Annotated in this window: 21 protein-coding genes and 2 tRNA genes; 16 read left to right on the plus strand and 7 right to left on the minus strand. The window is 64.1% G+C overall.

Annotated elements, in window-relative coordinates; translation table 11 throughout:
- Positions 1 to 3 precede the first annotated feature (3 nt).
- The 5 genes from ACVWY3_RS33325 to ACVWY3_RS33345 all read right to left on the minus strand — a co-directional run bounded on the left by ACVWY3_RS33325 (position 4) and on the right by ACVWY3_RS33345 (position 6,480).
- A complete protein-coding gene (locus ACVWY3_RS33325; RefSeq protein WP_456842239.1) occupies positions 4 to 891 on the minus strand; it encodes a sce7726 family protein in 888 nt (295 codons plus the stop codon).
- Positions 892 to 1,089: 198 nt separating this feature from the next.
- The gene (locus ACVWY3_RS33330; protein ID WP_456842240.1) at positions 1,090 to 1,578 is read right to left on the minus strand and encodes a hypothetical protein; all 489 of its coding nucleotides are present in this window, start codon (positions 1,576 to 1,578) and stop codon (positions 1,090 to 1,092) included.
- Between the two features lie 15 nt (positions 1,579 to 1,593).
- Positions 1,594 to 4,737, minus strand: a complete 3,144-nt coding sequence (locus tag ACVWY3_RS33335) for a hypothetical protein (RefSeq protein ID WP_456842241.1) — start codon at positions 4,735 to 4,737, stop codon at positions 1,594 to 1,596.
- A 2-nt stretch (positions 4,738 to 4,739) separates the two neighbouring features.
- Positions 4,740 to 5,849, minus strand: coding sequence for a phage tail protein (locus ACVWY3_RS33340; protein WP_456842242.1), 1,110 nt, complete (start codon positions 5,847 to 5,849; stop codon positions 4,740 to 4,742).
- 121 nt (positions 5,850 to 5,970) lie between these two features.
- Complete coding sequence (locus ACVWY3_RS33345; protein WP_456842243.1) at positions 5,971 to 6,480, minus strand: hypothetical protein; 510 nt, start codon at positions 6,478 to 6,480, stop codon at positions 5,971 to 5,973.
- 1,009 nt (positions 6,481 to 7,489) lie between these two features.
- On the opposite strand from ACVWY3_RS33345, the gene ACVWY3_RS33350 reads away from it, so the two are divergent.
- Positions 7,490 to 7,663 (plus strand): hypothetical protein, encoded by a 174-nt coding sequence (locus tag ACVWY3_RS33350; RefSeq protein ID WP_456842244.1) that lies wholly within the window; start codon positions 7,490 to 7,492, stop codon positions 7,661 to 7,663.
- A 134-nt stretch (positions 7,664 to 7,797) separates the two neighbouring features.
- On the opposite strand, the gene ACVWY3_RS33355 is transcribed toward ACVWY3_RS33350, so the two are convergent.
- Positions 7,798 to 7,872, minus strand: a tRNA-Thr gene (locus ACVWY3_RS33355).
- 315 nt (positions 7,873 to 8,187) lie between these two features.
- Here ACVWY3_RS33355 and ACVWY3_RS33360 point away from each other — a divergent pair.
- The 13 genes from ACVWY3_RS33360 (at position 8,188) to ACVWY3_RS33420 (ending at position 17,832) form a co-directional block, all read left to right on the plus strand.
- Positions 8,188 to 8,388 (plus strand): hypothetical protein, encoded by a 201-nt coding sequence (locus ACVWY3_RS33360; RefSeq protein WP_456842245.1) that lies wholly within the window; start codon positions 8,188 to 8,190, stop codon positions 8,386 to 8,388.
- Positions 8,389 to 8,400: 12 nt separating this feature from the next.
- Complete coding sequence (locus ACVWY3_RS33365; protein ID WP_456843521.1) at positions 8,401 to 10,107, plus strand: FAD-dependent oxidoreductase; 1,707 nt, start codon at positions 8,401 to 8,403, stop codon at positions 10,105 to 10,107.
- 197 nt (positions 10,108 to 10,304) lie between these two features.
- On the plus strand, positions 10,305 to 10,613 hold the full coding sequence (locus ACVWY3_RS33370; protein ID WP_456842246.1) for an EthD family reductase: 309 nt from the start codon (positions 10,305 to 10,307) through the stop codon (positions 10,611 to 10,613).
- Between the two features lie 187 nt (positions 10,614 to 10,800).
- Positions 10,801 to 11,310 (plus strand): hypothetical protein, encoded by a 510-nt coding sequence (locus ACVWY3_RS33375; RefSeq protein ID WP_456842247.1) that lies wholly within the window; start codon positions 10,801 to 10,803, stop codon positions 11,308 to 11,310.
- 125 nt (positions 11,311 to 11,435) lie between these two features.
- Positions 11,436 to 12,260 (plus strand): alpha/beta fold hydrolase, encoded by an 825-nt coding sequence (locus ACVWY3_RS33380; protein ID WP_456842248.1) that lies wholly within the window; start codon positions 11,436 to 11,438, stop codon positions 12,258 to 12,260.
- Between the two features lie 285 nt (positions 12,261 to 12,545).
- Positions 12,546 to 12,995: a DUF2948 family protein gene (locus ACVWY3_RS33385; protein ID WP_456842249.1), complete on the plus strand. Its 450-nt coding sequence runs from the start codon at positions 12,546 to 12,548 to the stop codon at positions 12,993 to 12,995.
- A gap of 145 nt (positions 12,996 to 13,140) precedes the next feature.
- The gene (gene hisD / locus ACVWY3_RS33390; protein ID WP_456842250.1) at positions 13,141 to 14,436 is read left to right on the plus strand and encodes a histidinol dehydrogenase; all 1,296 of its coding nucleotides are present in this window, start codon (positions 13,141 to 13,143) and stop codon (positions 14,434 to 14,436) included.
- Positions 14,433 to 14,930, plus strand: coding sequence for a UPF0262 family protein (locus ACVWY3_RS33395; RefSeq protein ID WP_027561449.1), 498 nt, complete (start codon positions 14,433 to 14,435; stop codon positions 14,928 to 14,930). Before hisD ends, ACVWY3_RS33395 begins: the two co-directional genes overlap by 4 nt.
- Positions 14,931 to 15,002: 72 nt before the next feature.
- The gene (locus ACVWY3_RS33400; protein ID WP_456842251.1) at positions 15,003 to 15,470 is read left to right on the plus strand and encodes an arsenate-mycothiol transferase ArsC; all 468 of its coding nucleotides are present in this window, start codon (positions 15,003 to 15,005) and stop codon (positions 15,468 to 15,470) included.
- A gap of 155 nt (positions 15,471 to 15,625) precedes the next feature.
- Complete coding sequence (locus ACVWY3_RS33405; protein ID WP_456842252.1) at positions 15,626 to 16,255, plus strand: Maf-like protein; 630 nt, start codon at positions 15,626 to 15,628, stop codon at positions 16,253 to 16,255.
- A 148-nt stretch (positions 16,256 to 16,403) separates the two neighbouring features.
- Positions 16,404 to 16,586 (plus strand): DNA gyrase inhibitor YacG, encoded by a 183-nt coding sequence (gene yacG / locus ACVWY3_RS33410; RefSeq protein ID WP_456842253.1) that lies wholly within the window; start codon positions 16,404 to 16,406, stop codon positions 16,584 to 16,586.
- A gap of 185 nt (positions 16,587 to 16,771) precedes the next feature.
- Positions 16,772 to 16,847: transfer RNA gene (locus ACVWY3_RS33415), tRNA-Phe, on the plus strand.
- Between the two features lie 265 nt (positions 16,848 to 17,112).
- Positions 17,113 to 17,832 (plus strand): hypothetical protein, encoded by a 720-nt coding sequence (locus ACVWY3_RS33420; RefSeq protein ID WP_456842254.1) that lies wholly within the window; start codon positions 17,113 to 17,115, stop codon positions 17,830 to 17,832.
- Positions 17,833 to 17,941: 109 nt separating this feature from the next.
- Here the strand turns inward: ACVWY3_RS33420 and ACVWY3_RS33425 are convergent, their stop codons facing one another.
- Positions 17,942 to 18,883, minus strand: coding sequence for a GlxA family transcriptional regulator (locus ACVWY3_RS33425; protein WP_456842255.1), 942 nt, complete (start codon positions 18,881 to 18,883; stop codon positions 17,942 to 17,944).
- A gap of 149 nt (positions 18,884 to 19,032) precedes the next feature.
- Between ACVWY3_RS33425 and ACVWY3_RS33430 the strand changes: the two genes are divergently transcribed.
- Positions 19,033 to 20,052 carry an alcohol dehydrogenase catalytic domain-containing protein gene (locus tag ACVWY3_RS33430; protein WP_456842256.1) on the plus strand — a complete coding sequence of 340 codons (1,020 nt, stop codon included), beginning with the start codon at positions 19,033 to 19,035 and terminating at the stop codon, positions 20,050 to 20,052.
- Between the two features lie 62 nt (positions 20,053 to 20,114).
- The gene (locus tag ACVWY3_RS33435; RefSeq protein ID WP_456842257.1) at positions 20,115 to 20,939 is read left to right on the plus strand and encodes an alpha/beta fold hydrolase; all 825 of its coding nucleotides are present in this window, start codon (positions 20,115 to 20,117) and stop codon (positions 20,937 to 20,939) included.
- Positions 20,940 to 21,242: the final 303 nt, after the last annotated feature.

The raw sequence follows: 21,242 nt of genomic DNA on the forward strand, positions 1-21,242 counted from the left end.
GCGTTACGCCCACGCCTTTGCAACGTGGAGCGGCGTGCCGACAGCTCCCACGAGCCGGTCGTGATCGGCTCGGCGCACCGGGATTGACAGTGCTGCGGCCTGTAACGAGCGTGGCAACTGATCAACAAGCCGGGTGAGGGGCGCGAGATTGCGGGTGCGCTTAAGTGTACGCACCATCTCGCCGTGAAGCTCGGCCGGCTTGAGAGACTCGAACAGTTTTCTCATCGTCGCATGACGTTGCGTATTCGGCACTTCGGACACCGGCACGTCCAACGCCTTTAGGATCGCGGCGGCCTCGGCGCTCCGCAAGGACTCGAATACCGTCACTGGACAAATTCGCTCTGGAGAATCGATCGCATTTCGCACGGTTGAAATCCGTTGGCTTTTCGAAAGGCACATCACGCCAACGTCTTCGGGCACCACGGTGAGTACGCCTGGGACATGCCCTTCGCTGGCGATCACGTTCACTGAGGCGAACACGCGCTTGTAATTCTCGACTTGATTGGCCAGCCTCGCAAGCGAGTCCCGCTCGGACTTAATCTCGTAGACGGTCGCGGTGCCGTTGAGAATGACGATGTCCGCCTTGCAGACGCCGGCCCGAAACTCGCTGAGCAACGAGGCGGTGCGCAGCGAGTGCCTGCCCATCAGGATTTTGTGGGCGAGCGCCGCCCTGTAAATGTACTCATCCCTCTGGCCGGCTTTCTGTAAGACTGCGAAGGCCGCGTCAAAAGCATCCGCCACAGTTGCTCGTCGGCCACACTTGTCGGCGACCTCTGTCTGCCCAAGCAACCGGCCCAACAATGCTGACCGCCCCTTCTTCGCCATCTCGCGGAATACGGCAGCCGAGAAGAATCGAGTCAGCACGGATAGTTCCGTTGCGGTAGGTTTCATGACGCGTTTCACGGACATCCCCGGCGCCCCCACGAGGCATCTCGTGAAGGAATAGTTGATTCTAGCAGAAGTTCCGGCCGCGGAAAGTGCAATCTGCGCTTCGGGCCGATAGAATGATGGCCTTTCAGCACGGCCATCCCCAGCCACGGGCATAGCCCTACGTGCGCCACGGGCCACAGCTTACATGTCCAGCGCGCTCTAGCCCAGGAAGGCCGGCTCTGTCGACGCCTGTGGCGACACATCCGTCGCCCTCGACGCCAGTTCGCCCTCTATCGTGTCGATCTGCGCCTGGTTTGTTTCGATGAACGCCGCCAGCTCGTCGCGGGACATCTCTGACAACGACTTTCGCTGGGGCGCGAGCTCCTTTTTCGTCGGTGCGATATGGCCCGCCCGGTCGAGCACCTTCATCGACAGGTCCGCGCGGACGCGCGCGCTGACGCGTTCGTCCTGGAGGAGCGACTTGGCGACTCGGTAAGCGAGCGGCGCGCCAACGGCCGCGAGGTCAAGCTGGATCGACGCCGAGATGGCCTCCGCAACCGCCGGCAGGCGCAAGGCCCTGTAGACCGACTTCGGGTGATAGCCGGCCATCACCGCTGCCTCCTCCGGCGGGCGCCCCTCAATCACGATGCAACGAACGAGTTCGCGTTGCTGATCGGTCAATTCAGTCGACGCTACCAAGGCCACCATTGCTTTCCTCTCCCATTACTGGTCACGCGACGCGTTCGCGGCCGCGATGAGCCGCCGCAAGTCGATGTTGTATCGAGGCACGTTGTAGTTCTTGACCGGCCGCTCAAGTAGATAGGCAGCCAAGTTCGGATCGAACCACGCTGCGTTGACGATCTCGTCCGCGTTCTGCCGCCCCGACGGCAGCATCTCCATGAGGAGCTTCATGCGCTTGATGACGCCGCCGCCCTTCAGATCGCCGTAGATGTGTCGAAAGGCGAGTTGCACGGTGGTAGGAATGCCGATCTTTTCCGCGGTGTCGCTGCCAACGGTCGCGCGTTTTTCGGCCTCCTTGAAATACGACAGGATTTTGTGCGCTTGCCGGAGGTTGTTCATTTCCTCGGGCGAGAACACCTTAGCCAGCAAAGCCTCGTTGTCCTTGAACTCTTTCGCGAGCCGCGCGAATTGGACCTCGAGCGATTCGCCCACCTGTCGAGTGCCCTGCACCTTGTCTGCGAGTACCTCCGATACAGCCGCCTTCCAGCCGCGAGTTGCCTGCTCGTCGTGACGAACTAATGCGTTAATCTCGTCGAGTCTCTTCGGCCCGCCGTACTTGTCGTTGAGGATACTTGACGCGGCGTCGCGCGGGTCTTCCCGGATCAAAGTGCCGACCACCGATCGGTCGACTTCGGCTTCGGTGGCCTTCCGCGCACTTCGGGCGGCCTCCAGATCCGCGCGCGCCTGTGTCGAGAGCTGCTCGCCACGACGTGCTTGAGCGATGATGTCATCGAACTCCCGCCGGATGGCCGGGAACTGCGCCAGGATCTCCGCGTGGCTGTTTGCCCACGCCGACGCTCGGATTGGATTGATCGTCCCGTCTGGGTTCAGCGCGGACATAGCCAAGCTCGATCGGTAATGGTCACGCAGCGCTGTCTCGGCAGCTGTCATCGCCGGCGAGCCTTGCAGCGCACGTGGCAAAGTCGCAGCATTCTCGGCGCTGTTCAGGAAGCGGCCTGCCGTCTCGCTCGGCGGGGTGGCGCCGCGATTGAGCTCGCCGTCGGCGTTCTGACCGCCGCGATCGATCGCCCTGGTGAATTTGGCCATCGCATCGTTCGTCTCGGGGCGGAACCGGTCGGCAAACTGCTGGTAGTTGGCGTTGGCTTCGGCGTAGCCCGGAGCGCCTTCGATAGTGCGATTGATGGCCGTGCGGAGCCGGCCGAGGTTGTCGGCAAGATCGAAGTTACCGCGGGCTTGTGCTTGCTGCTGAGCCGGACCGATGAATTTGCGGAGGTCGGCCAGATCGCCGCCGAGCGCCGTGCCCGGGCCGCCCACATTCACCATCTGGCCGCTTTCTGACGGGTGTTCGACCAGCTGAGGCCGCAGTGCGTTCAGCCGGCGCATGAAGTCTTCGGGCAGTGTGCCGGGCGCCAAGTTATTCGCGCCAGCGCGGATCCTATCAATTGCTCCAAACACATCATCCGCCGGAAGCTCCTGATTGCGCCCCGGCGCGGTGTCGAAGAGACGGTTCTTCTCAGCCCGGGCCGGAAGATAGGTCTGCTCTACGAGTGCTCGGTCGAGCCGGCGGGATGCGCTGGCCTTCGCCTCGCTGTTGGCTACAGCGCCAAGAGGCAGCCCCTGGTCGCGCCGGATCTGATCGAGCGAGTTGACTGCATCCTCACGCTGCAGGACTTCGCGTTCGGCCGCATTGACCCGCTCCGCCCGCGATTCAGCCGCGCGGCGCATGACCGCGCCCAACTCCGCGTCCGGATCGCGCATTGCTTCTACGCGCTCGGCGGCGGCAGCCTTGACGCTTTGATCCCGCTTAACGAAGTCGGGTGACGATTTCAGGCGGGCGGCCTGCTCTGCTGCGATAAGGCCAGGGTCGCGCGAGAGCAATCCCGACGTCGGCATGGCGGAGGGCTGGAGCGGTACTCCGCCCTCCTCGGGCTTACCAAGCGCGGCCGCGTTCTCGCGAATATCCTGGGCCAGAGCCCGCGGAGAGCCTGTTGCGGCCGATTGGAGCTTTGCCGCGGCGCGGTGTACGTCGGCGTTGCCGTACGGTGCCTTGGTGGTCGGGTTGAGCGGGATCGGCGCCGGCGCAGACGTGAAAGTCTTCGACGCGATATTGCGGATCAGGCCACCGAGGCCTTCGACGGCGGCCTGCAAAGTATTCGCGCCGGAAGCTCCGGCCAAGGGTGCAAGCAGGTTCGTGACGTCCTTGAGGCCATGCCCGACATAGTGCCCGAAGACGCTCGCATCGTCAGGAACGTAATTGTCTGATGCGTTGACGGCGACACCGGCCCCCGCACCACCGATCGTATCGCCGACCAGCGTACGGGCCGGCGCTTCTGTGTAGGGCCTGGCCATGTGGTCCAACACTCGCTCTGGGACCGTCTCAGAGCGGGTTGCCGCGGCCGCGACGCTTGGGGCGCGCTGTGCGAGCATGGCACCGGTCCCGACGGCCTGGGTGCCGAACCGGTTGGCGTCGTAGGCGAGCTTCTCGCTGCGCGACATCGTGGCGGGGTCGATGACCGGAATGCCGCTGGCATCGACGGCCTTCTCGACCAGCTTCGACGCCGGTGTGGCCAACGGGATATTGGTGCCGAACAGCTTGTTGATGCCGCTGGTAGCAAGATTCTGCGCGCCGGCCACGAGGTCAAACGGGCCCGTGACGATGTCGGTAATCCCTTTGCCGACGCCCTGCGCGCCGACCTGAAAGTCGCGAACGGCGCCGCCGACGCTGCTCGGCAGGATCGACACCGGGCGCTCGATCGGCTTCGGCTCGACGTTGGCCGGTGACACGTAGATGCGGCCGGAGGACGTCGTCACGGGTGCTGCGGGTGCGGAACCTTCCAGCTGCGCCAGCAATGCGGGGTCGGTAACCGGCCGTGGACTGGCGGGCGCCGCGAATGGATCGTGATCGACCGGCACGAGCTTGGGCTGAGCGGCCGAAGGATCGAATTGATCGAACTGATCCGCACGAGTTGCCGCCGACGCAAACGGATCATCATCCACCGGCACGAGCTTCGGCGAGCTCGGCACCTGCTGAAACGCCTGCACCTGAATTGGGCCGTCTGAGCGTGGCACGCGCGGCATCGATCTCAAAGCGCGCTGGATGTCTGCTTGTGTGAAGTCATCCGGAAACTCGTGACGACGCCCTTCGAATTCAATGAGCTGGGGCATCCTCAGTGCGCCTTGATGATGTAGTTGAGGACTAGCCCGGGCGGGAGCGTCTGAACCGGCGTGCTCGAGCCGCCCTGAGCGGCGCCGGTGAACGTCGATGCGCCCTGCGTCGCGGTAATCGTTGCGCTCGTGTTGCTACCGGCCGGGAAACCGCCGCCGCCCGTAGTGGTGCTGCCGGTGATGGCGTTGGACGAGATGGAAATCGCACCGTTCGTGATCGTGCCGGCCGGCGTGTAAGGCGGCAGATTTGCCGTCAGCAACGTGCGGTTCTGCTGCCCCCCAGAAGCGCCGAGCGTTGCGCCATCGATGCCCCCGCCAGCGGTCGTGACGCGATTTGCTCCGCCGTCCACGCCGATCGGCACACGCCCCCGCAAATCAGGCACGTTGAAATGCGTGCCGTCGGTAGAACCGAAGATGGTGCCCAGCGCGGCAAACAGGCCCGGATAGTCCGCGCGCAGCAACGATTGACCCTGGCAGAGTAGCCAACCGGTCGGCGCGGCGCTGCCTGCGTATGGAAGTACCAGCCCCGGCGGGAAGATACTGTTCACCAGTGCCGCGCCGACGTCCGAGCTGAGTTTGATCGGAGTCACGTTGCCATCGGCGATCTTGTTGGTCGTCACCGCGCCGGTTGCGATCTTCGCGTTCGCCACGACGCCATCGGCCAGCTTGTTGCCGGCCACGGCTCCATCGGCCAGCTTGGCCGAGGTGATCGAACCGTCAGAAATGGCGGCCGCCGCGGTGAAATCGGCGATCTCGTCCCATTTGGTGGGGTCGAATGCGACACCCGACGTGTGCGTGGTGTTCGCGATGTAGAAAATCGAGTTGTAGAAGACGGTATTGACGTTTGCGGTGTAGAGGACACCGCTCGCCCACTGCGTCGGGGCCGCGAAACCGATCGAGACGCTGCTGTCGAACTGTGCCTTGCCGACCGATCCGCGCTTCAGGACGCCGTCGTCGTCCTGAATGAGGGCCAGGTTCTGCTGGGTGTCGTCAATAGCCAGCTTGACGGCGTTGAACTCCGCGTCGAGATCGGTGCCGGACTGCTGGGAGGTCGGATTTTCAGCGCTGAAAAGTGCAAATGAAGACTGACGGTCGTAACGCGTTGATGACATTGCTTCGCCGACGGGGTGAGAGGAAGTGCGCGGGATTGCGCGGTGGGTGCCGTCGGCGAAGCGGCGTAGACGTCCGTGGCAAGAATTGTAACTCAGACGCGGTTATTGGAAAGTGAAAATCTCACCTCAGTCCAGTCTTACGCAAAGCCATGACGATCTCGACGTAGTGCTGATCACTTCCGTGTCGGAAAGCCAGCCGCCCCCTGTGCGCAATGGCCTCGAACACTTCATCTTCTTGATTGAACATTGTTTGTGCGGACATCGCAAAGAGTCGCGCGCGATCGAGGCTCATGCCGCGCTCTTCATGCAAGAACAACATGATGCAAAGGAGAATTCGGTCGTATCCGTTGGTAGGAAGATCAGGACCGTTTGCAATGACTTCGTGGAAAACGCCCCACAGGAACTGCAGCTCCATCGAGAGAACGACTTCCTCATCAAGTCGAAATCCCATTGCATCCCAAGCGCCATCCAGCGCCGCGCGCTGACGCCCGACTAGATCCCGCGCCGTGACCAGCGCATAGCGGCTCGCGCTAGCTGCCGCGTCCGCAAATTGCCGCTTTCGCCTTCGAGCAAGAGGCGAGACTATCGATCGAAATTCAGATCTGAATTTTGTCCAATGGAATCCGCGCATCGGAGCAATAACTCCATTGAGGAGAGCATCTAAAAATCTCGACTGAAAATTATGCCCTGAACTTCTCAAGAATCCGAAAATTAGTCGAGCGGCTTTGCGGACTTTGGACGCGGGGCCGAGGCCTCCCCCCTAGGGGTGGGCGCCGGGCCGGGGGTGGGTACCGGCCGAGGCCGAGGCGTCCTCAGGCCGGCGCGTGTAAGCAGTGCCAGTCCTTCGTCGATTGTGTCCGCCAATCGCCCCATCATGATGCGGCCCTCCGGTGTCAAGCGATCGCCTTGCTCAAGCGCTGCCTGGCGCGAACGCTCCAGATTACGCTTTGCGCGCACGCCTTGGGCTGTGAGCGCGGGGCACGTCTCGAGGTCTGCTATTGCGGCGTCATACTGCGCATCGCTACGCGAGGTCATAACGCGATGTAGCGCGATCACTGCGGGATCCTTCGACGGCGTCACTCGCTTTTTCCTCATGTGCGCTCCTATTCGGCGCACTGATTTTAGCTAAGTCGCTGACGTCACTCAAATGTTCGAGTCACAAAAGTGCCTGCGGCACAGCCGTTTTCTGTATGGTGATGCGCGATTTCAAAATCCGACAAAAGCGCGCAAATCGCCAAATGCGCTAAAACATCAACGTCCAAGCTGTCGGGTTTACGTATTAGACTTTTATCGACAAAACATTCGTTGCTGAATTTCCAATAGAGCGCATCCTGATCCCGGGTCGAAAGCCCAAACGTTAGCCGAACGCCATTTCCGGTTAGTCGGCATCACCAGATTGTCCAGGGGCCGCGCGCGTATGTCCAAGGCGCACGCCCAAAGGCGCGCGGGGCCGTTCTAACGTCGGTCATTTCGCCCCTGGATCTTGGCTCTTGCTCGAAAGGCAAAACGTTATGCGCTCGTCTCTCGCTCTCCGCTCTACTATCACCCCTTGCGAAACCGAAATCGGCCGCGAGCTCGCGCGGAGGAAGGTCGACCTCCTCTTGAGCATTGATGGGCCGTACGCGCGCATCCAGTGTCAGGTGAGTTCTGCGATCGCCGCTGCGATGCTTGCGCCGTTGAAGGGCAAGGCGGCCGGCCAATTCCGCGCCTTGGCCGGCAACCTGGTCGAGGTCGACGCCGCAGTGACGTTGCCGATGGCGACAAAGATGCTGAACGCAAAGTCCGAGGCCGCGGCGCGCTTGCAGTTGCACTGAGCCGTCGGCGGTAGGGCGCGGGGCGGCTTTAAAGTCGCCTCGCCGGCCGCATCGCAGGATTGGGCGGTGCTTCCGATGTGCTTCCGGCGCGTGAATGCGACCGAGCAGAAGACAGCCTAAGTATTTGAGATAAATGGTGCTGCCAGACAGGATTGAACTGTCGACCTCTCCATTACCAATGGAGTGCTCTACCACTGAGCTACGGCAGCATGTGCTGGGATCAGAATCGGCCGCCACGGGGCCTACCAAGCGGGCCGATATCTGCCACAAGCCCCCCTCCTGTGCAAGCTTGCTGGTCCCGTCAAAACGAGAAAATCGGGCCGATATCGGCGCCAAAATGCCCGTCTTGGCGCGAAACGACCGTCTTTTTGCCGATTCGGGTTCCGATATCCCCGCCCAACTGGCCAGTTGGCCCACTTGGCGGATTCTCTTCATTTGGAGTTTCGCACGATCGAATTGCGCGCGCCTCTTGAGCTGCCACGTTGATGGGGCATGTTATCGCCGATCCCGCGAATGGAGCCGTGATGGCTGACGAGAACGACAAGCGCGCGCGGCAGGCGAAGACGTCCCGGGACGACCGGCTGAAGTCGGCGCTGCGCGAAAACCTGAAGCGGCGGAAGGTGCAGGCGCGCGAACGCGCCACAGGCACCGAGCCCGCGCGAAACGATGATGATTCCCTCGACGAGGGAGCCGCCGGAAAGCCAGGCGGCTCAATTTTGCAATGAGCGAGAATGATGATGGCGCAGGAAGAGGTGCAACGAACCGACAGGAACGCGCTCATGGCGCGGTTCACGCGTCCCGAGCAGACCTTTCCGGCGCTGGCGCCTGCCGAGATCGAGCGCCTGCGCCATTTCGGCGAGCTCAGGCGCTATAAAGATGGCGAGCTGCTGTTCGAGACCGGCAAGCAGGGTCCCGGCATGTTCGTGGTGCTGGCGGGCCACGTCGCCATCACCCAGCGCGACGGGCTCGGCCATGTCACGCCGGTGATCGATCAGGGGCCGGGCCAGTTCCTGGCCGAGCTCGGCCAGCTCTCGGGCAGGCCGGCGCTGGTCGACGGACGCGCCGAGGGCGAGGTCGAGGTGCTCCTCGTTCCGCCGAACCGGTTGCGTGCGCTGCTGGTGGCCGAAGCCGAGCTTGGCGAGCGCATCATGCGTGCGCTGATCCTGCGCCGGGTCAATCTGATCCAGGGCGGCATCGGCGGGCCCGTGCTGATCGGGCCCTCGAACTCCGCCGGCGTGGTGCGCCTGCAAGGCTTCCTCACCCGCAACGGCCAGCCGCATCATCTGCTCGACCCGGCCAGCGAGCATGATGCAGCCGAGATCATCACGCGCTATTCGCCGAAGCCGGAGGATTGGCCGCTCGTCGTCACCGCCGATGGCACCGTGCTGCGCAATCCCAGCGAGACCGAGCTCGGCCGCGCCATCGGCATGATCGGCGGCGCCAAGGATGATCGCATCTACGATGTTGCGATCGTCGGCTGCGGACCGGCGGGGCTTGCAACCGCGGTCTACGCGGCATCCGAGGGGCTCTCGGTCGCCGTCGTCGACACCCGCGCGTTCGGCGGTCAGGCCGGCGCCAGCGCACGCATCGAAAACTATCTGGGCTTTCCGACCGGCATCTCGGGCCAGGCGCTGGCGGGGCGCGCCTTCACCCAGGCGCAGAAATTCGGCGCCGAGATCATGATTCCGATGTCGGTGAAATCGCTGGATTGCTCGCGCACACACGGCACCTTCGCACTGGCGCTGGATTGCGGCGACACCTTGCGCTCGCGCGCGGTGGTGGTCGCAAGCGGTGCGCGTTACCGACGGCCTGACATCGCCAACCTCGACAAGTTCGAGGGACGCGGCGTCTGGTACTGGGCCTCACCGGTCGAGGCGCGGCTCTGCGCCGGCGAAGAGGTCGCGCTGGTCGGTGCCGGCAATTCGGCGGGGCAGGCGGCCGTGTTCCTGTCGGGCCATGCGAAGCGCGTGCTGATGATCATCCGTGGCGGCGGCCTGGGGGCCAGCATGTCGCGCTATCTCATCGAGCGCATCGAAGCGACGCCGAACATCGAACTGATGTTCAACACCGAGATCACCGCGCTTGAGGGCGACGAGACCTCGCTGTTGCGGCGCATCCGCTGGAAGAGCCGGCTCTCGGACGACGAGGATGAAGCCGAGATCCGAAATCTCTTTTTGTTCGTCGGCGCCGATCCCGCCACCGGCTGGCTCGACGGCTGCGGCGTGACGCTCGATCGCGGCGGCTTCGTCGTGACGGGCGCGCAGTCCGAGCAGAACCAGGGCAAGCTGGTGGCGCCGCTCGAGACCTCCGTGCCCGGCGTCTACGCCGTCGGCGACGTCCGCTCCGGCTCGGTCAAGCGCGTCGGCGGCGCCATCGGCGAGGGCGCACAGGTCGTCGCCTCCCTCCACGGCTATCTCGGCGACGCCGCAAAGCCGGCGCTTTAGAGCACGATCCGGACCCGAAGGGCCGCGTTAGCGAAAAGTGTGAAGCGGTTTTGCGAAAACATCGTGCTCAAACAGTGAGTCAAGAACAAGACAAGCAAATGGCAAGTCGAATTCGGCTTGCCATTTTGCTGCGCCATGCGTGACTATCTCTCCTCATCCTCAGGATCCACCAACAACACGTTTCAAGGGAGGACTAAATGGCCGAACTCGTCGTGCTCTACAAAACGCCCAAGGACGCTGCCGCCTTCGACAAGCATTATGCCGAGACCCACATTCCGCTCGCCAAGAAGCTGCCCGGCCTGAAGAAATACGCCGTCAGCACGGGCCCGGTCGGCTCGCCCGCCGGGCCGTCCGGAATCCATCTCGTCGCCATCCTCACCTTCGACAGCGTGGGCGACATCCAGAAGGCATTCGGCAGCGAAGCGGGCAAGGCAGCAGCCGGCGACGTGCCGAAGTTTGCCAGCGGCGGCGCAGACCTCCTGATCTTCGATACCAAGGAAGTGTGAGCCTCGATTTCAACTTTTGTCGAAGCTGCTGTCGTTTGTGACAGCGCTGCAAAAAAATCAGCCATGCGTTTGTCGATTCGCACGATGACGCATGGCTCCGCACGCGCCTGTGACATCGCGCATGTAGCCATCCGATGAGGACCGTAATATCAATCTCCATCTCAATGCAGAGCGTAGGAGAGGTGTCATGGTCCTTGGGTTGAGCCTGCCCGCCTTCACACTGGTCCATGTCATCATCAGCCTGATCGCCATCGCCGCCGGCCTTGTCGTGATGTTCGGCCTGCTCGGCTCCAAGTCGATGCCGGGCCTCACCGCGACCTTCCTGCTGTTCACCATCCTGACCAGTGCCACCGGCTTCCTGTTTCCGTTCAAGGAGCTGCTGCCCTCGCACATCATCGGCATCATCTCGCTGGTGCTGCTCGCGATCGCCTGCTTCTCGCTCTATGGCATGAAGCTCGCCGGCGTCTGGCGTCCGGTCTACATCGTCACGGCGATGGTCTCGCTCTATTTCAACGTCTTCGTGCTGGTGATCCAGTCGTTCCTGAAGGTGCCGGCGCTGGCCGCGCTCGCGCCCGCCGTGCCGCCGGCGCCGCCCTCGGGTCCGGTGTTCGCGGTGGTGCAGGGCATCGTGCTGGTGTTTTTCGTGGTGTTGACGATCGGCGCCTGGCGCCGATTCAAGCCGATGACGTTTGCTTGATCGCTATGCTCTCGTCATTCCGAGATGCAACGCATCGAACCCGGAATCTCGCGCAACAATCTCCAGATTTCCGGGTTCGCGCTTCGCGCGCCCCGGAATGAATCGAGGCAATAAGGAGCCCCACCATGCCCACCATCACCACCAAAGACGGCGTCGAGATCTTTTTCAAGGACTGGGGCTCAGGCCAGCCGATCGTGTTCAGCCATGGCTGGCCGCTGTCGTCGGACGATTGGGACGCGCAGATGATGTTTTTCGTCACGCGCGGCTACCGCGTCATCGCCCATGACCGCCGCGGCCACGGCCGCTCCTCGCAGGTCGCCGACGGCCACGACATGGATCATTATGCCGACGATCTCGCCGCGGTCACCGCGCATCTCGACCTCAAGAACGCGATTCATGTCGGCCATTCCACCGGCGGCGGCGAGGTCGTGCACTACATCGCGCGCCACGGCGAGAGCCGGGTGGCGAAGGCCGCGATCCTCTCCGCGGTGCCGCCCTTGATGGTGCAGACCGCGGCCAATCCCGGCGGCCTGCCGAAGAGCGTGTTCGACGGCTTTCAGGCTGCGCTCGCGGCCGGCCGCTCGGCCTTCTACCGCGATATCGCCGCCGGCCCGTTCTACGGCTACAACCGCCCCGGCGCGCAACCGTCGGAAGCGGTGATCCAGAATTGGTGGCGCCAGGGCATGATGGGCGGCGCGAAAGCGCATTACGACGGCATCGTGGCGTTCTCGCAGACCGACTTCACCGAGGACCTCAAGAAGATCAACGTCCCCGTCCTGGTGATGCACGGCGACGACGACCAGATCGTGCCTTACGCTGCTTCCGCGCCTCTCTCGGCCAAGCTGCTCAAGCAGGGCGTCCTGAAGACCTACAAGGGCTTCCCGCACGGGATGCCGACCACCCACGCCGAGACCATCAACGCCGACCTGCTGGCGTTTTTCAAGGAGTAAGCGGGACGCGACTCTTACCTCCCCTGCCCTCCAGGGGAGGGTGAGCCCGTCACTTCAATATCGCCCGGATCGCCTCGAACGTCCACTTCACGAAAAGCTCCGGGGACCGCCAGTGCCTGCGAAGATCATGCCGCAAGCGACGGATTTCGCCGCGGCCGCGATGCTTTGGGAGGTGTCGGCGACGCTGACCGGTGTATCCTTCGACGAGATCGCCGCCGCCGGGTGAAGGAAATTTCCGTCACCGCGCGCGTTGAGCTCTGTCGCCCTGAAGGAGAAACGCCCGCGATGTCTCCCCAGCTCAAGATGATCGCGCTCGATGCCGACGATCTCGCCGTGATCTCGACCCATGTCCAGGATGCCCGCGTGCAGGCCTCCGACATCATCTGGCGCCAGAGCGAGAAGCGGCTGGTGGTTGGCATGCACCGGCTGGACTGGGAGCAGACGCTGGCGGGCGAGGCCGAGCCGCGCCGCCTGGTCGCCGCGCTTCGCTTCGATCGCGTGCTCGCCTGCAAGTCGCGCAACATCGATCTCGACGCGCCGGACAAGGTGCTGGACCTCGTCGGCATCGAGTTTCACCCCCAGGACGGGCGCGCCGAGGAGCCCGGCGGCAGCGCCGTGCTTTTGTTCGCCCAGGGCGGCGCCATCCGCCTCGACGTCGAATGCCTGGAATGCGAGCTGACCGACCTCGGGGCGGACGAACTGGGAACGGGGCTGGAGATCGAGGGGGAGGGGTGAGGTCACCTGTATACCAGCTGATCCGCCTCAGGCCTTCGCCTGCACGGCACCCGCCAAGGGTTGACGCCGCTTCCCCGCCGCGCCATTGAGCAGGGGGCCGGGTGAGCCAATCCGCCCCAAAGTCCAGCCGGAAGCCAAGCCAAAAATGCCCGTTCGTCTCGACCGCAGCAGCGCCGATTTTGACCAGCGATTCGCGGCCTTCCTCGCCGCCAAGCGCGAGGTCTCGGCCGACGTCGAGGCCGCCGCGCGCGCGATCGTCGACGAGGTCGCCAAGCGCGGCGACGCGGCCCTGCTCGAGGCCACCGCCAAGTTCGACCGCTTGACGCTGGATGCATCGGGCCTGCGCGTCACTGCCGCCGAGATCGACGCCGCAGTGAAGGACTGCGATGCCGCGACGCTGGATGCGCTCAGGCTCGCGCGCGATCGCATTGAGACCTATCACCGGCGCCAGCTGCCGCAGGACGAGCGCTTCACCGATCCGCTCGGCGTCGAGCTCGGCTGGCGCTACACCGCAATCGAATCCGCCGGCCTCTACGTGCCCGGTGGTACCGCGGCCTATCCATCCTCGGTGCTGATGAACGCAGTGCCGGCCAAGGTCGCCGGCGTCTCGCGCCTCGTGATGGTGGTGCCCTCGCCGGACGGCAAGCTCAATCCGTTGGTGCTCGCGGCAGCGCATCTCGGCGGCGTCACCGAGATCTACCGCGTCGGCGGCGCGCAAGCCGTGGCTGCGCTTGCGCACGGCACCGCGACGATCGCGCCGGTCGCCAAGATCGTCGGCCCGGGCAACGCCTATGTCGCCGCCGCCAAGCGGCTGGTGTTCGGCAAGGTCGGCATCGACATGATCGCCGGTCCCTCCGAAGTGCTGGTCATCGCCGACGATACCGGCAATGCCGACTGGATCGCCGCGGATCTCCTCGCGCAGGCCGAGCACGATGCCAGCGCGCAGTCAATCCTGATCACTGATTCTGCGCGGCTGGCGGCAGATGTCGAAAAGGCCGTCGAGGCGCAGCTGAAGACGCTGCCGCGCACCACGATTGCCACCGCCTCCTGGGCCGATTTCGGCGCGATCATCATGGTGAAGAACCTGGCCGACGCGATCCCGCTCGCGGATGCGATCGCCGCCGAGCATCTCGAGATCATGACTGGTGATCCCGACGTGCTCGCTGCAAGGATCCGCAATGCCGGCGCGGTGTTCCTCGGCGCGCATACGCCGGAGGCGATCGGCGACTATGTCGGCGGCTCCAACCACGTGCTGCCGACGGCGCGCTCGGCGCGGTTTTCCTCGGGGCTCTCGGTGCACGATTTCATGAAGCGCACCTCGATCCTGAAATGCGGGCCGGACCAGTTGCGTGCGCTGGGACCTGCCGCGATGACGCTCGGGCAAGCGGAAGGTCTCGACGCCCATTCGCGCTCGATTGGTTTGCGCCTCAATCTGTCATGACAAAGCCGCCCGAACAGGACGACTCGCAGAACCGCATCGTCGGCGTCACGCTCGACGAGGACTCGATCGGCCGTTCCGGGCCCGACATCGAGCATGAGCGCGCGATCGCGATCTACGACCTGATCGAGCAGAACCTGTTCGCGCCCGATGGCGCGGACGGGCAGGGCCCGTTCACGCTGCATATCGGCATCACCGGCAACCGGCTGATGTTCGACATCCGTCGCGAGGACGGCACGCCGGTGGTTGCGCATCTGCTCTCGCTGACGCCGTTCCGGCGGATCGTGAAGGACTATTTCATGATCTGCGACAGCTATTACCAGGCGATCCGCACCGCGACTCCGGACAAGATCGAGGCCATCGACATGGGCCGCCGCGGCATCCATGACGAGGGATCGCGCACGCTGCAGGAGCGGCTGAAGGGCAAGGTGCGGGTCGATTTCGAGACCTCGCGCCGGCTGTTCACGCTCATTACCGTCCTGCACTGGAAAGGCTAAACGCGCATGATCCCGAAAAGTGGGAACCGGTTTTCGGATCGGATCATGCGCAAGACAAAAAGAGCGTAAGCGATGGCTGCGCCCCCACGCGCACGCGATCCGCAATCGGTGCTGTTCGCCTGCGCGATGAACAGCGTGCGCTCGCCGATGGCCGAGAGCCTGTTGCGGCACATGTTTCCGCAGGGCCTCTACGTGAAGTCGGCCGGCGCCAGGAAGGGCGAGCTCGATCCGTTCGCGATATCCGTGATGGCCGAGCTCGGTCAGGACATCTCCACCCACAAGCCGCAGACCTTCGAGGAGCTGGAGGATTGGGAGGGGCTCAATTTCGACCTCATCATCACGCTCTCGCCCGAAGCGCACCACAAGGCGCTGGAGCTGACCCGCACGCTCGCCGCCGACGTCGAATACTGGCCGACGCACGATCCCACCACCATCGAGGGCAGCCGCGACCAGAAGCTCGCCGCCTACCGCGACGTCTGTGACCAGCTCCTGATGCGCATCCGCCGGCGGTTTGCCAAGGTCGGCGCGGCGAGCGGGTAGGGTCGAAGGCTCGTAACACCCGCGTCACAGAGCGCAGGCACACGCATATCGGGGTGCCTCGAATCACCTAATCTCGGGTTCCCGGTTGTGAAATCAGCCCCCTTCCGATAGGTTCCGCGCGCAATTCACCCCCGCTTCATCCCCCAAATCATCTGATGCTCGGCCGCCCCAAATTCGTACTTGCCTCCGGTTCGCCGCGGCGCCTGTCGCTGCTCAACCAGGCCGGCATCGAGCCGGATGCGCTCCGGCCGGCCGACGTCGACGAGACGCCGAAACGGGGCGAGCTGCCGCGCGCCTGCGCCAACCGCCTCGCACGGGCCAAGGCCGACGCGGCGCTCAAATCGGTGCGGCTCGACGACGAGCTGCGCGGCGCCTTCATCCTTTCCGCCGACACGGTGGTGGCGGTCGGCCGCCGCATCCTGCCCAAGGCCAATCTGGTGGACGAAGCCGCGCAATGCCTGCGGCTGCTGTCGGGCCGCAACCACCGCGTCTACACCGCCATCTGCCTGGTCACGCCGCGCGAGGCCTTCCGCCAGCGCCTGGTCGAGACCCGCGTCCGCTTCAAGCGCCTCTCGGAAGACGACATCCAGGCCTATATCGGTTCCGGCGAATGGCGCGGGAAGGCCGGCGGCTACGCCGTGCAGGGCATCGCCGGCTCCTTCGTGGTGAAGATGGTCGGATCCTACAGCAACGTGGTCGGCCTGCCTCTCTACGAGACCACGACACTGCTCGGCGGCGAGGGTTTCCCGATCCGCTTCGGCTGGCTCAACGCCACCGCGGTCTGAAGCACACCGATAAAAATCTCGAAAACAACCCCATGCACAGTAGAATGGCTCGGCCGGACCCCGGCCGGGTCGCATGCGCCGCTGCTCCCGGAACCTGTTTGCGGACTGGCGTTTAAAATCCTTCACACCATGTAAGCTGCGCCCTGTCATGGACGACCTCGTCAAAAAGCCGACCGGCCCGCTCAAAACCTGCCCGATCTGCGGCAAGCCCGCTGAGCATGCCACCCGCCCGTTCTGCTCCTCGCGCTGCCGCGACGTCGATTTGAACCGCTGGCTGAAAGGCTCCTACGTCATCCCCGGCCGCGACGATGAAACTGACGACGTCGAATAACCAAAGAATATCAGTGTGTTGATGGGGTTACCGCCACGCCGCGCGCCTGCCGCGGCAACCCGGTCCCGGCTTGTGCACAGCCGGGCCGCGCCCGGCGAAGCCTGTTGGCGAAGCCGGGTGGACAGGCAGCCCTGAGCCCACTATAAACCGCCCGCTCGATGGGCCTTGGGTCCTTCGCTCAGCACGCCCAGGTAGCTCAGTTGGTAGAGCATGCGACTGAAAATCGCAGTGTCGGTGGTTCGATTCCGCCCCTGGGCACCAAATCCACGCTTTTCCACGCTGGAGCACGATCTCGTACGATAGCGCCTCGCCAGATGATCGGCGCGAAGCGCGCTCGCGTATTTCTCTTGAAACGGCATCGTAGCGGCGGCTTCAAAGCAGCGCACGCGTGGAAGAGGCATCTGAACCCGGCTCGCGGCGGTGTCTGGAATCAAGGCATCTAAGTCGTTCGGCAGGCGTGGCCGACCGCCTAGGCTCCCGCCACAAAGGCCGCGCGATCCCGTGCGGCTTCCGCAGGAGCCCAATAATGAAGCAACTCAAGGATCTTGCCATCGAAGCTCATGGAGGCCTCGATCGGTGGCGGCAGTTCGAGCAGGTGTCGGCCGATCTTGTGCAGGGCGGCGTCCTGTGGTCCTTGAAGGGACAGGCTGTCACCCTCGAGCGGACCAACGTCACCGTGGGTTTGAAGAGGCAGTGGGCGTCACACGCTCCGTTCGGCGCTGACAATCGGCGCTCACGTTTTGAGCCGAGCCGGGTGGCTCTGGAAGCAGACAACGGAACGGTTCTCGAAGAGCTGCTTGAACCGCGCGCGAGCTTTACCGGCCATGAGTTGCAAACGCCGTGGACTGAACTGCAACTCGCCTACTTCGCCGGCTGCGCGATGTGGACCTATCTGAACATGCCGTTCCTGCTCGCCTGGCCGAGAGTTGAGACAGAGGAACTGGAGCCCTGGCCGACCGACAGCGGCGACTGGCGCCGCCTTGCGGTGCGATTTCCGGCAGAAATTGCGACGCACAGCACCGTCCAGACGCTCTATTTCGACGGTGAGGGGCTGCTGAAGCGCCACGACTACAACGTCGAGATATCCGGCAACACGTCCGGCGCGCATATCATCGAAGACTACACGGAAGTCTCGGGCATCAAATTCCCGACGAAACGCCGTATCTATGCCCGCCAGCTAGACGGCAGCTTCAGCACCGAGCCCCTCGTCGTTTCGATCGATCTCTCCAACATCCGGCTCAGCTAGCGATGAGCCTATGGAATCCAAGCTCGACGGCGTGAGAATCCGGTGGCCCTTTGACGACTGGTCCGACGTGGGCCGCCTTCTCACACGCACTGCCGTGGTCGCGCGTCGATCATAGCGCGGCGAGCGGTCCGGCGTCGTTGCGGATGGCTCTGGGGACCTCTCCACGCACGCGCGCAAACGCCAGACGCATCCGCTCCCGGTTCGCGAACCCCACCTCGCGAGCGATGACCTCGATCGGCAACCGGCTTTGTTCCAGCATCAACTTCGCGGCTTCGACCCGCAACGCTTCGACCGCTTTTGCGGGCGTGGTGCCGGTCTCCGCCCGAAACAGCCGCGTGAACTGCCGGGGGCTGAGGCACGCGGCCTCAGCAAGTTCGTCAACGGTCAGGCTTTCGGCAAGGTTCTGACGAGCGTAGTTCAGCACGCGCTGGACTCGATCTTCATTCGCGCCGAGGTCCAGCAAGGTGGAATGCTGGGACTGTCCGCCTGAGCGGCGATGGTACATGACCATGCCCTTCGCCACCGAACGGGCAATATCGGAGCCGTGGTCGCGCTCGATCATGCCCACGACCAGGTCCGTCCCCGCGGTCATGCCGGCTGACGTCCAGATCGGCCCATCCGCGATGAAGATCTTGTCCATGTCGACCTCGCAGCTGGGGAAACGGTCCTGCAGCGCCTGCGCGTAACGCCAATGCGTGGTGGCGCGCCGGCCGTTCAGCAAGCCTGCATCTCCCAGGACGAACGAGCCGAGGCAGATGGCGGCGACGCGGCGCGCGTCGCGAGCAGCGGCGCGAAGCAGCCGGACCAATCCCGGCGAAGAGGTCGGTACCTCCAGGCCCGCGGCGACGATCAGCGTGTCATAGGGCGCGTCGTCGAATGGGTCCGTCATGACCTGCATGCCGGCCCACGAGGCGACCAGCCCTCCTTCTTCGGAGAGGACGCGCACGTCGTAGAGCGTCTCGCCGGCTTGCTTGTTGGCCACGTCAAACGCTGCTACGGCCCCGAAGCAGATGGGTTGGAAACTCGGGCAAAGGACCAGGCCGATCTTCATGCTTTCTCCGTGACGGTTGCTACCCGCCTAGATGGTTCTTCCAGCGACGTTTCGCCATGCATGGCCGGAATGATGGCATCTACGTCCTGTCGACTTGGGCAGGCCACTGGTAGCGCTCTGACAAAAGTTTTTCAGACCCTGGAGCTTTCATGTCGAGCGAACCGACGACATACAGCGCTGTTCAGGCCGTCGCGCCGGGACAGCTCGAGCTGACGCAAAAGCCGCTTGTCGATCCCGGCCACGGGCAGGTCCGCGTTCGCGTCGAGGCCTGCGGTGTCTGCCATTCCGACGCCGCGACGGTCGAAGGGGCTTTCCCGATCCAATGGCCGCGCGTGCCGGGCCACGAGGCTGTAGGCGTGATCGACGCGGTCGGCAGCAATGTCGAGGGTTGGACGCTCGGGCAGCGCGTCGGCATCGGCTTCCTCGGAGGCAGTTGCGGACATTGTGCAGAGTGCCGCGGCGGCGATCTCGTCAATTGCCGGAACCAGGAGTTCACCGGCGTTCATCATGACGGGGGCTACGCGCAGTACATGCTCGCGCGCTCAAGTGGCCTCGTGTTGATCCCCGATGGGCTCACCTCGGAAGACGCCGCTCCGCTGCTCTGCGCCGGACTGACGACGTTCAGCGCGCTCCGCAACTCTCCCGCACGCGCCGGCGATCTCGTCGCTGTGATCGGCATTGGCGGTCTCGGGCACCTCGCCGTGCAGTTCGCCCGGCGCATGGGCTTCGAGGTCGTGGCGATCGGGCGCGGACCGGACAAGGGTGGTCTCGCCGGAAAGCTCGGCGCTCACCACTATGTCGACAGCTCGACCGTCGCGGTTGCTTCCGCGCTGCAGGATCTGGGCGGCGCGCAGCTCGTCGTCGTCACCGCGTCAGGTGGTAGGGCCGTGGCAGACGCGGTGAAGGGGCTTCGGCCGCGCGGCCGGATCATCGCGCTCGGCGCATCTGCCGAACCTGTGGAGATCGCGACGTCCGACCTCCTGTTCGGCGGGCGTTCGATAGAGGGCGCCTTGACCGGCGATCCAGCGACCGCCGATGCCACCTTGCGGTTCAGCTCACTCGCCGGCGTCGCCGCCATGATCGAGACGATGCCGCTGGAACGCGCGCCGAAAGCGTATCGCAAGATGATGGCGGGCGAAGCCCGCTTCCGCATCGTTCTCACCATGTAGATGCGCCGTCAATCACAAGAATTGGCTCCGCATCAAGCAATGCAACTCACGAAGGAGCAACCATGTCGCTCGAAGCCGCTAGAACAGAATATTTGAACATCGGTGATGTGCGCTTCGGCTTCCGGCGGCTCGGCCCGACGGTCGGGACGCCGCTCATCCTGCTGCAGCACTTCACCGGGACAATGGATGCCTGGGATCCGGCAGTGGTGAATAGCCTTGCTGAAACGCGGCCCGTCATTGCGTTCAACAATCTCGGCATCGGCACCTCGACCGGCCGGACGCCCGATACGGTGGAGCAGATGGCGTCGGATGCCGAGACGTTCATACGAGGCCTTGGCCTACCAAAGGTCGATCTCCTTGGCTTCTCCCTCGGTGGCATGCTCGCTCAGGTTCTTGCCGAGCAGCACCCCGGGTTGATCCGCAAGCTCATCATTGCGGGCGCCGCACCGCGCGGGGGCGAGGAACATCTGCTCGCCGTAGTCGACGAAGCCTTCGCCCGAGGTGCGCCCGATGTCCGGTTGCCCCTATTCTTCACCCCCTCCGAAGAAAGTCAGCGCGCTGGCCGCGCCTTCGTCGCCCGCGCCACGATGCGCAAGCAAAATCGTGATCCGGACAGCGGTGAGGATGTCAGCAACGCGCAGGCGAAGGCAATCATTGGCTGGTGCGCCAGGAAGCATGAAGGAAAGGCGACGCTCCCCGCCATCTCGCAGCCCACGCTCATCGTGCACGGCAGCGACGACACGATGTTTCCGAGCATCAACGCCCACGACATGTTCAAGGCGATGAGGAACGCCCAGCTCGTTCTCTATCCGGATTCCGGCCACGGGGCGTTGTTCCAGTATCCAGGGCGGTTCGTTGCCCACTGCCGAACCTTCCTGGACGAGTGAGGGGGGCTGATGCGTGATCCTCAGCGGCAGGCAATCGAGGCCCATGGCGGCCTCGTTGGCGTCGACATCACAGACTATCGCTTCGCCTGAGGGCGGCTATAGCGAATTCCCGCCGCCGTGCCAGCGCTCACGCCACCATAGTAAGGACAAACAGCGGTCCCTCCTGTCGGTGGTTGCGTATGATTCCCTCCCTGGGCACCAAGCTTCCATTCGGAATAGAGCTACGAACCCGAACAGCGGGCGCGGACCTGGTTGGCCCCGAGATTGCCTGGCCGCGCGCGTTCAAAACCCCTGCTCGCATAT

This window comes from Bradyrhizobium sp. USDA 4486 (assembly GCF_054057995.1).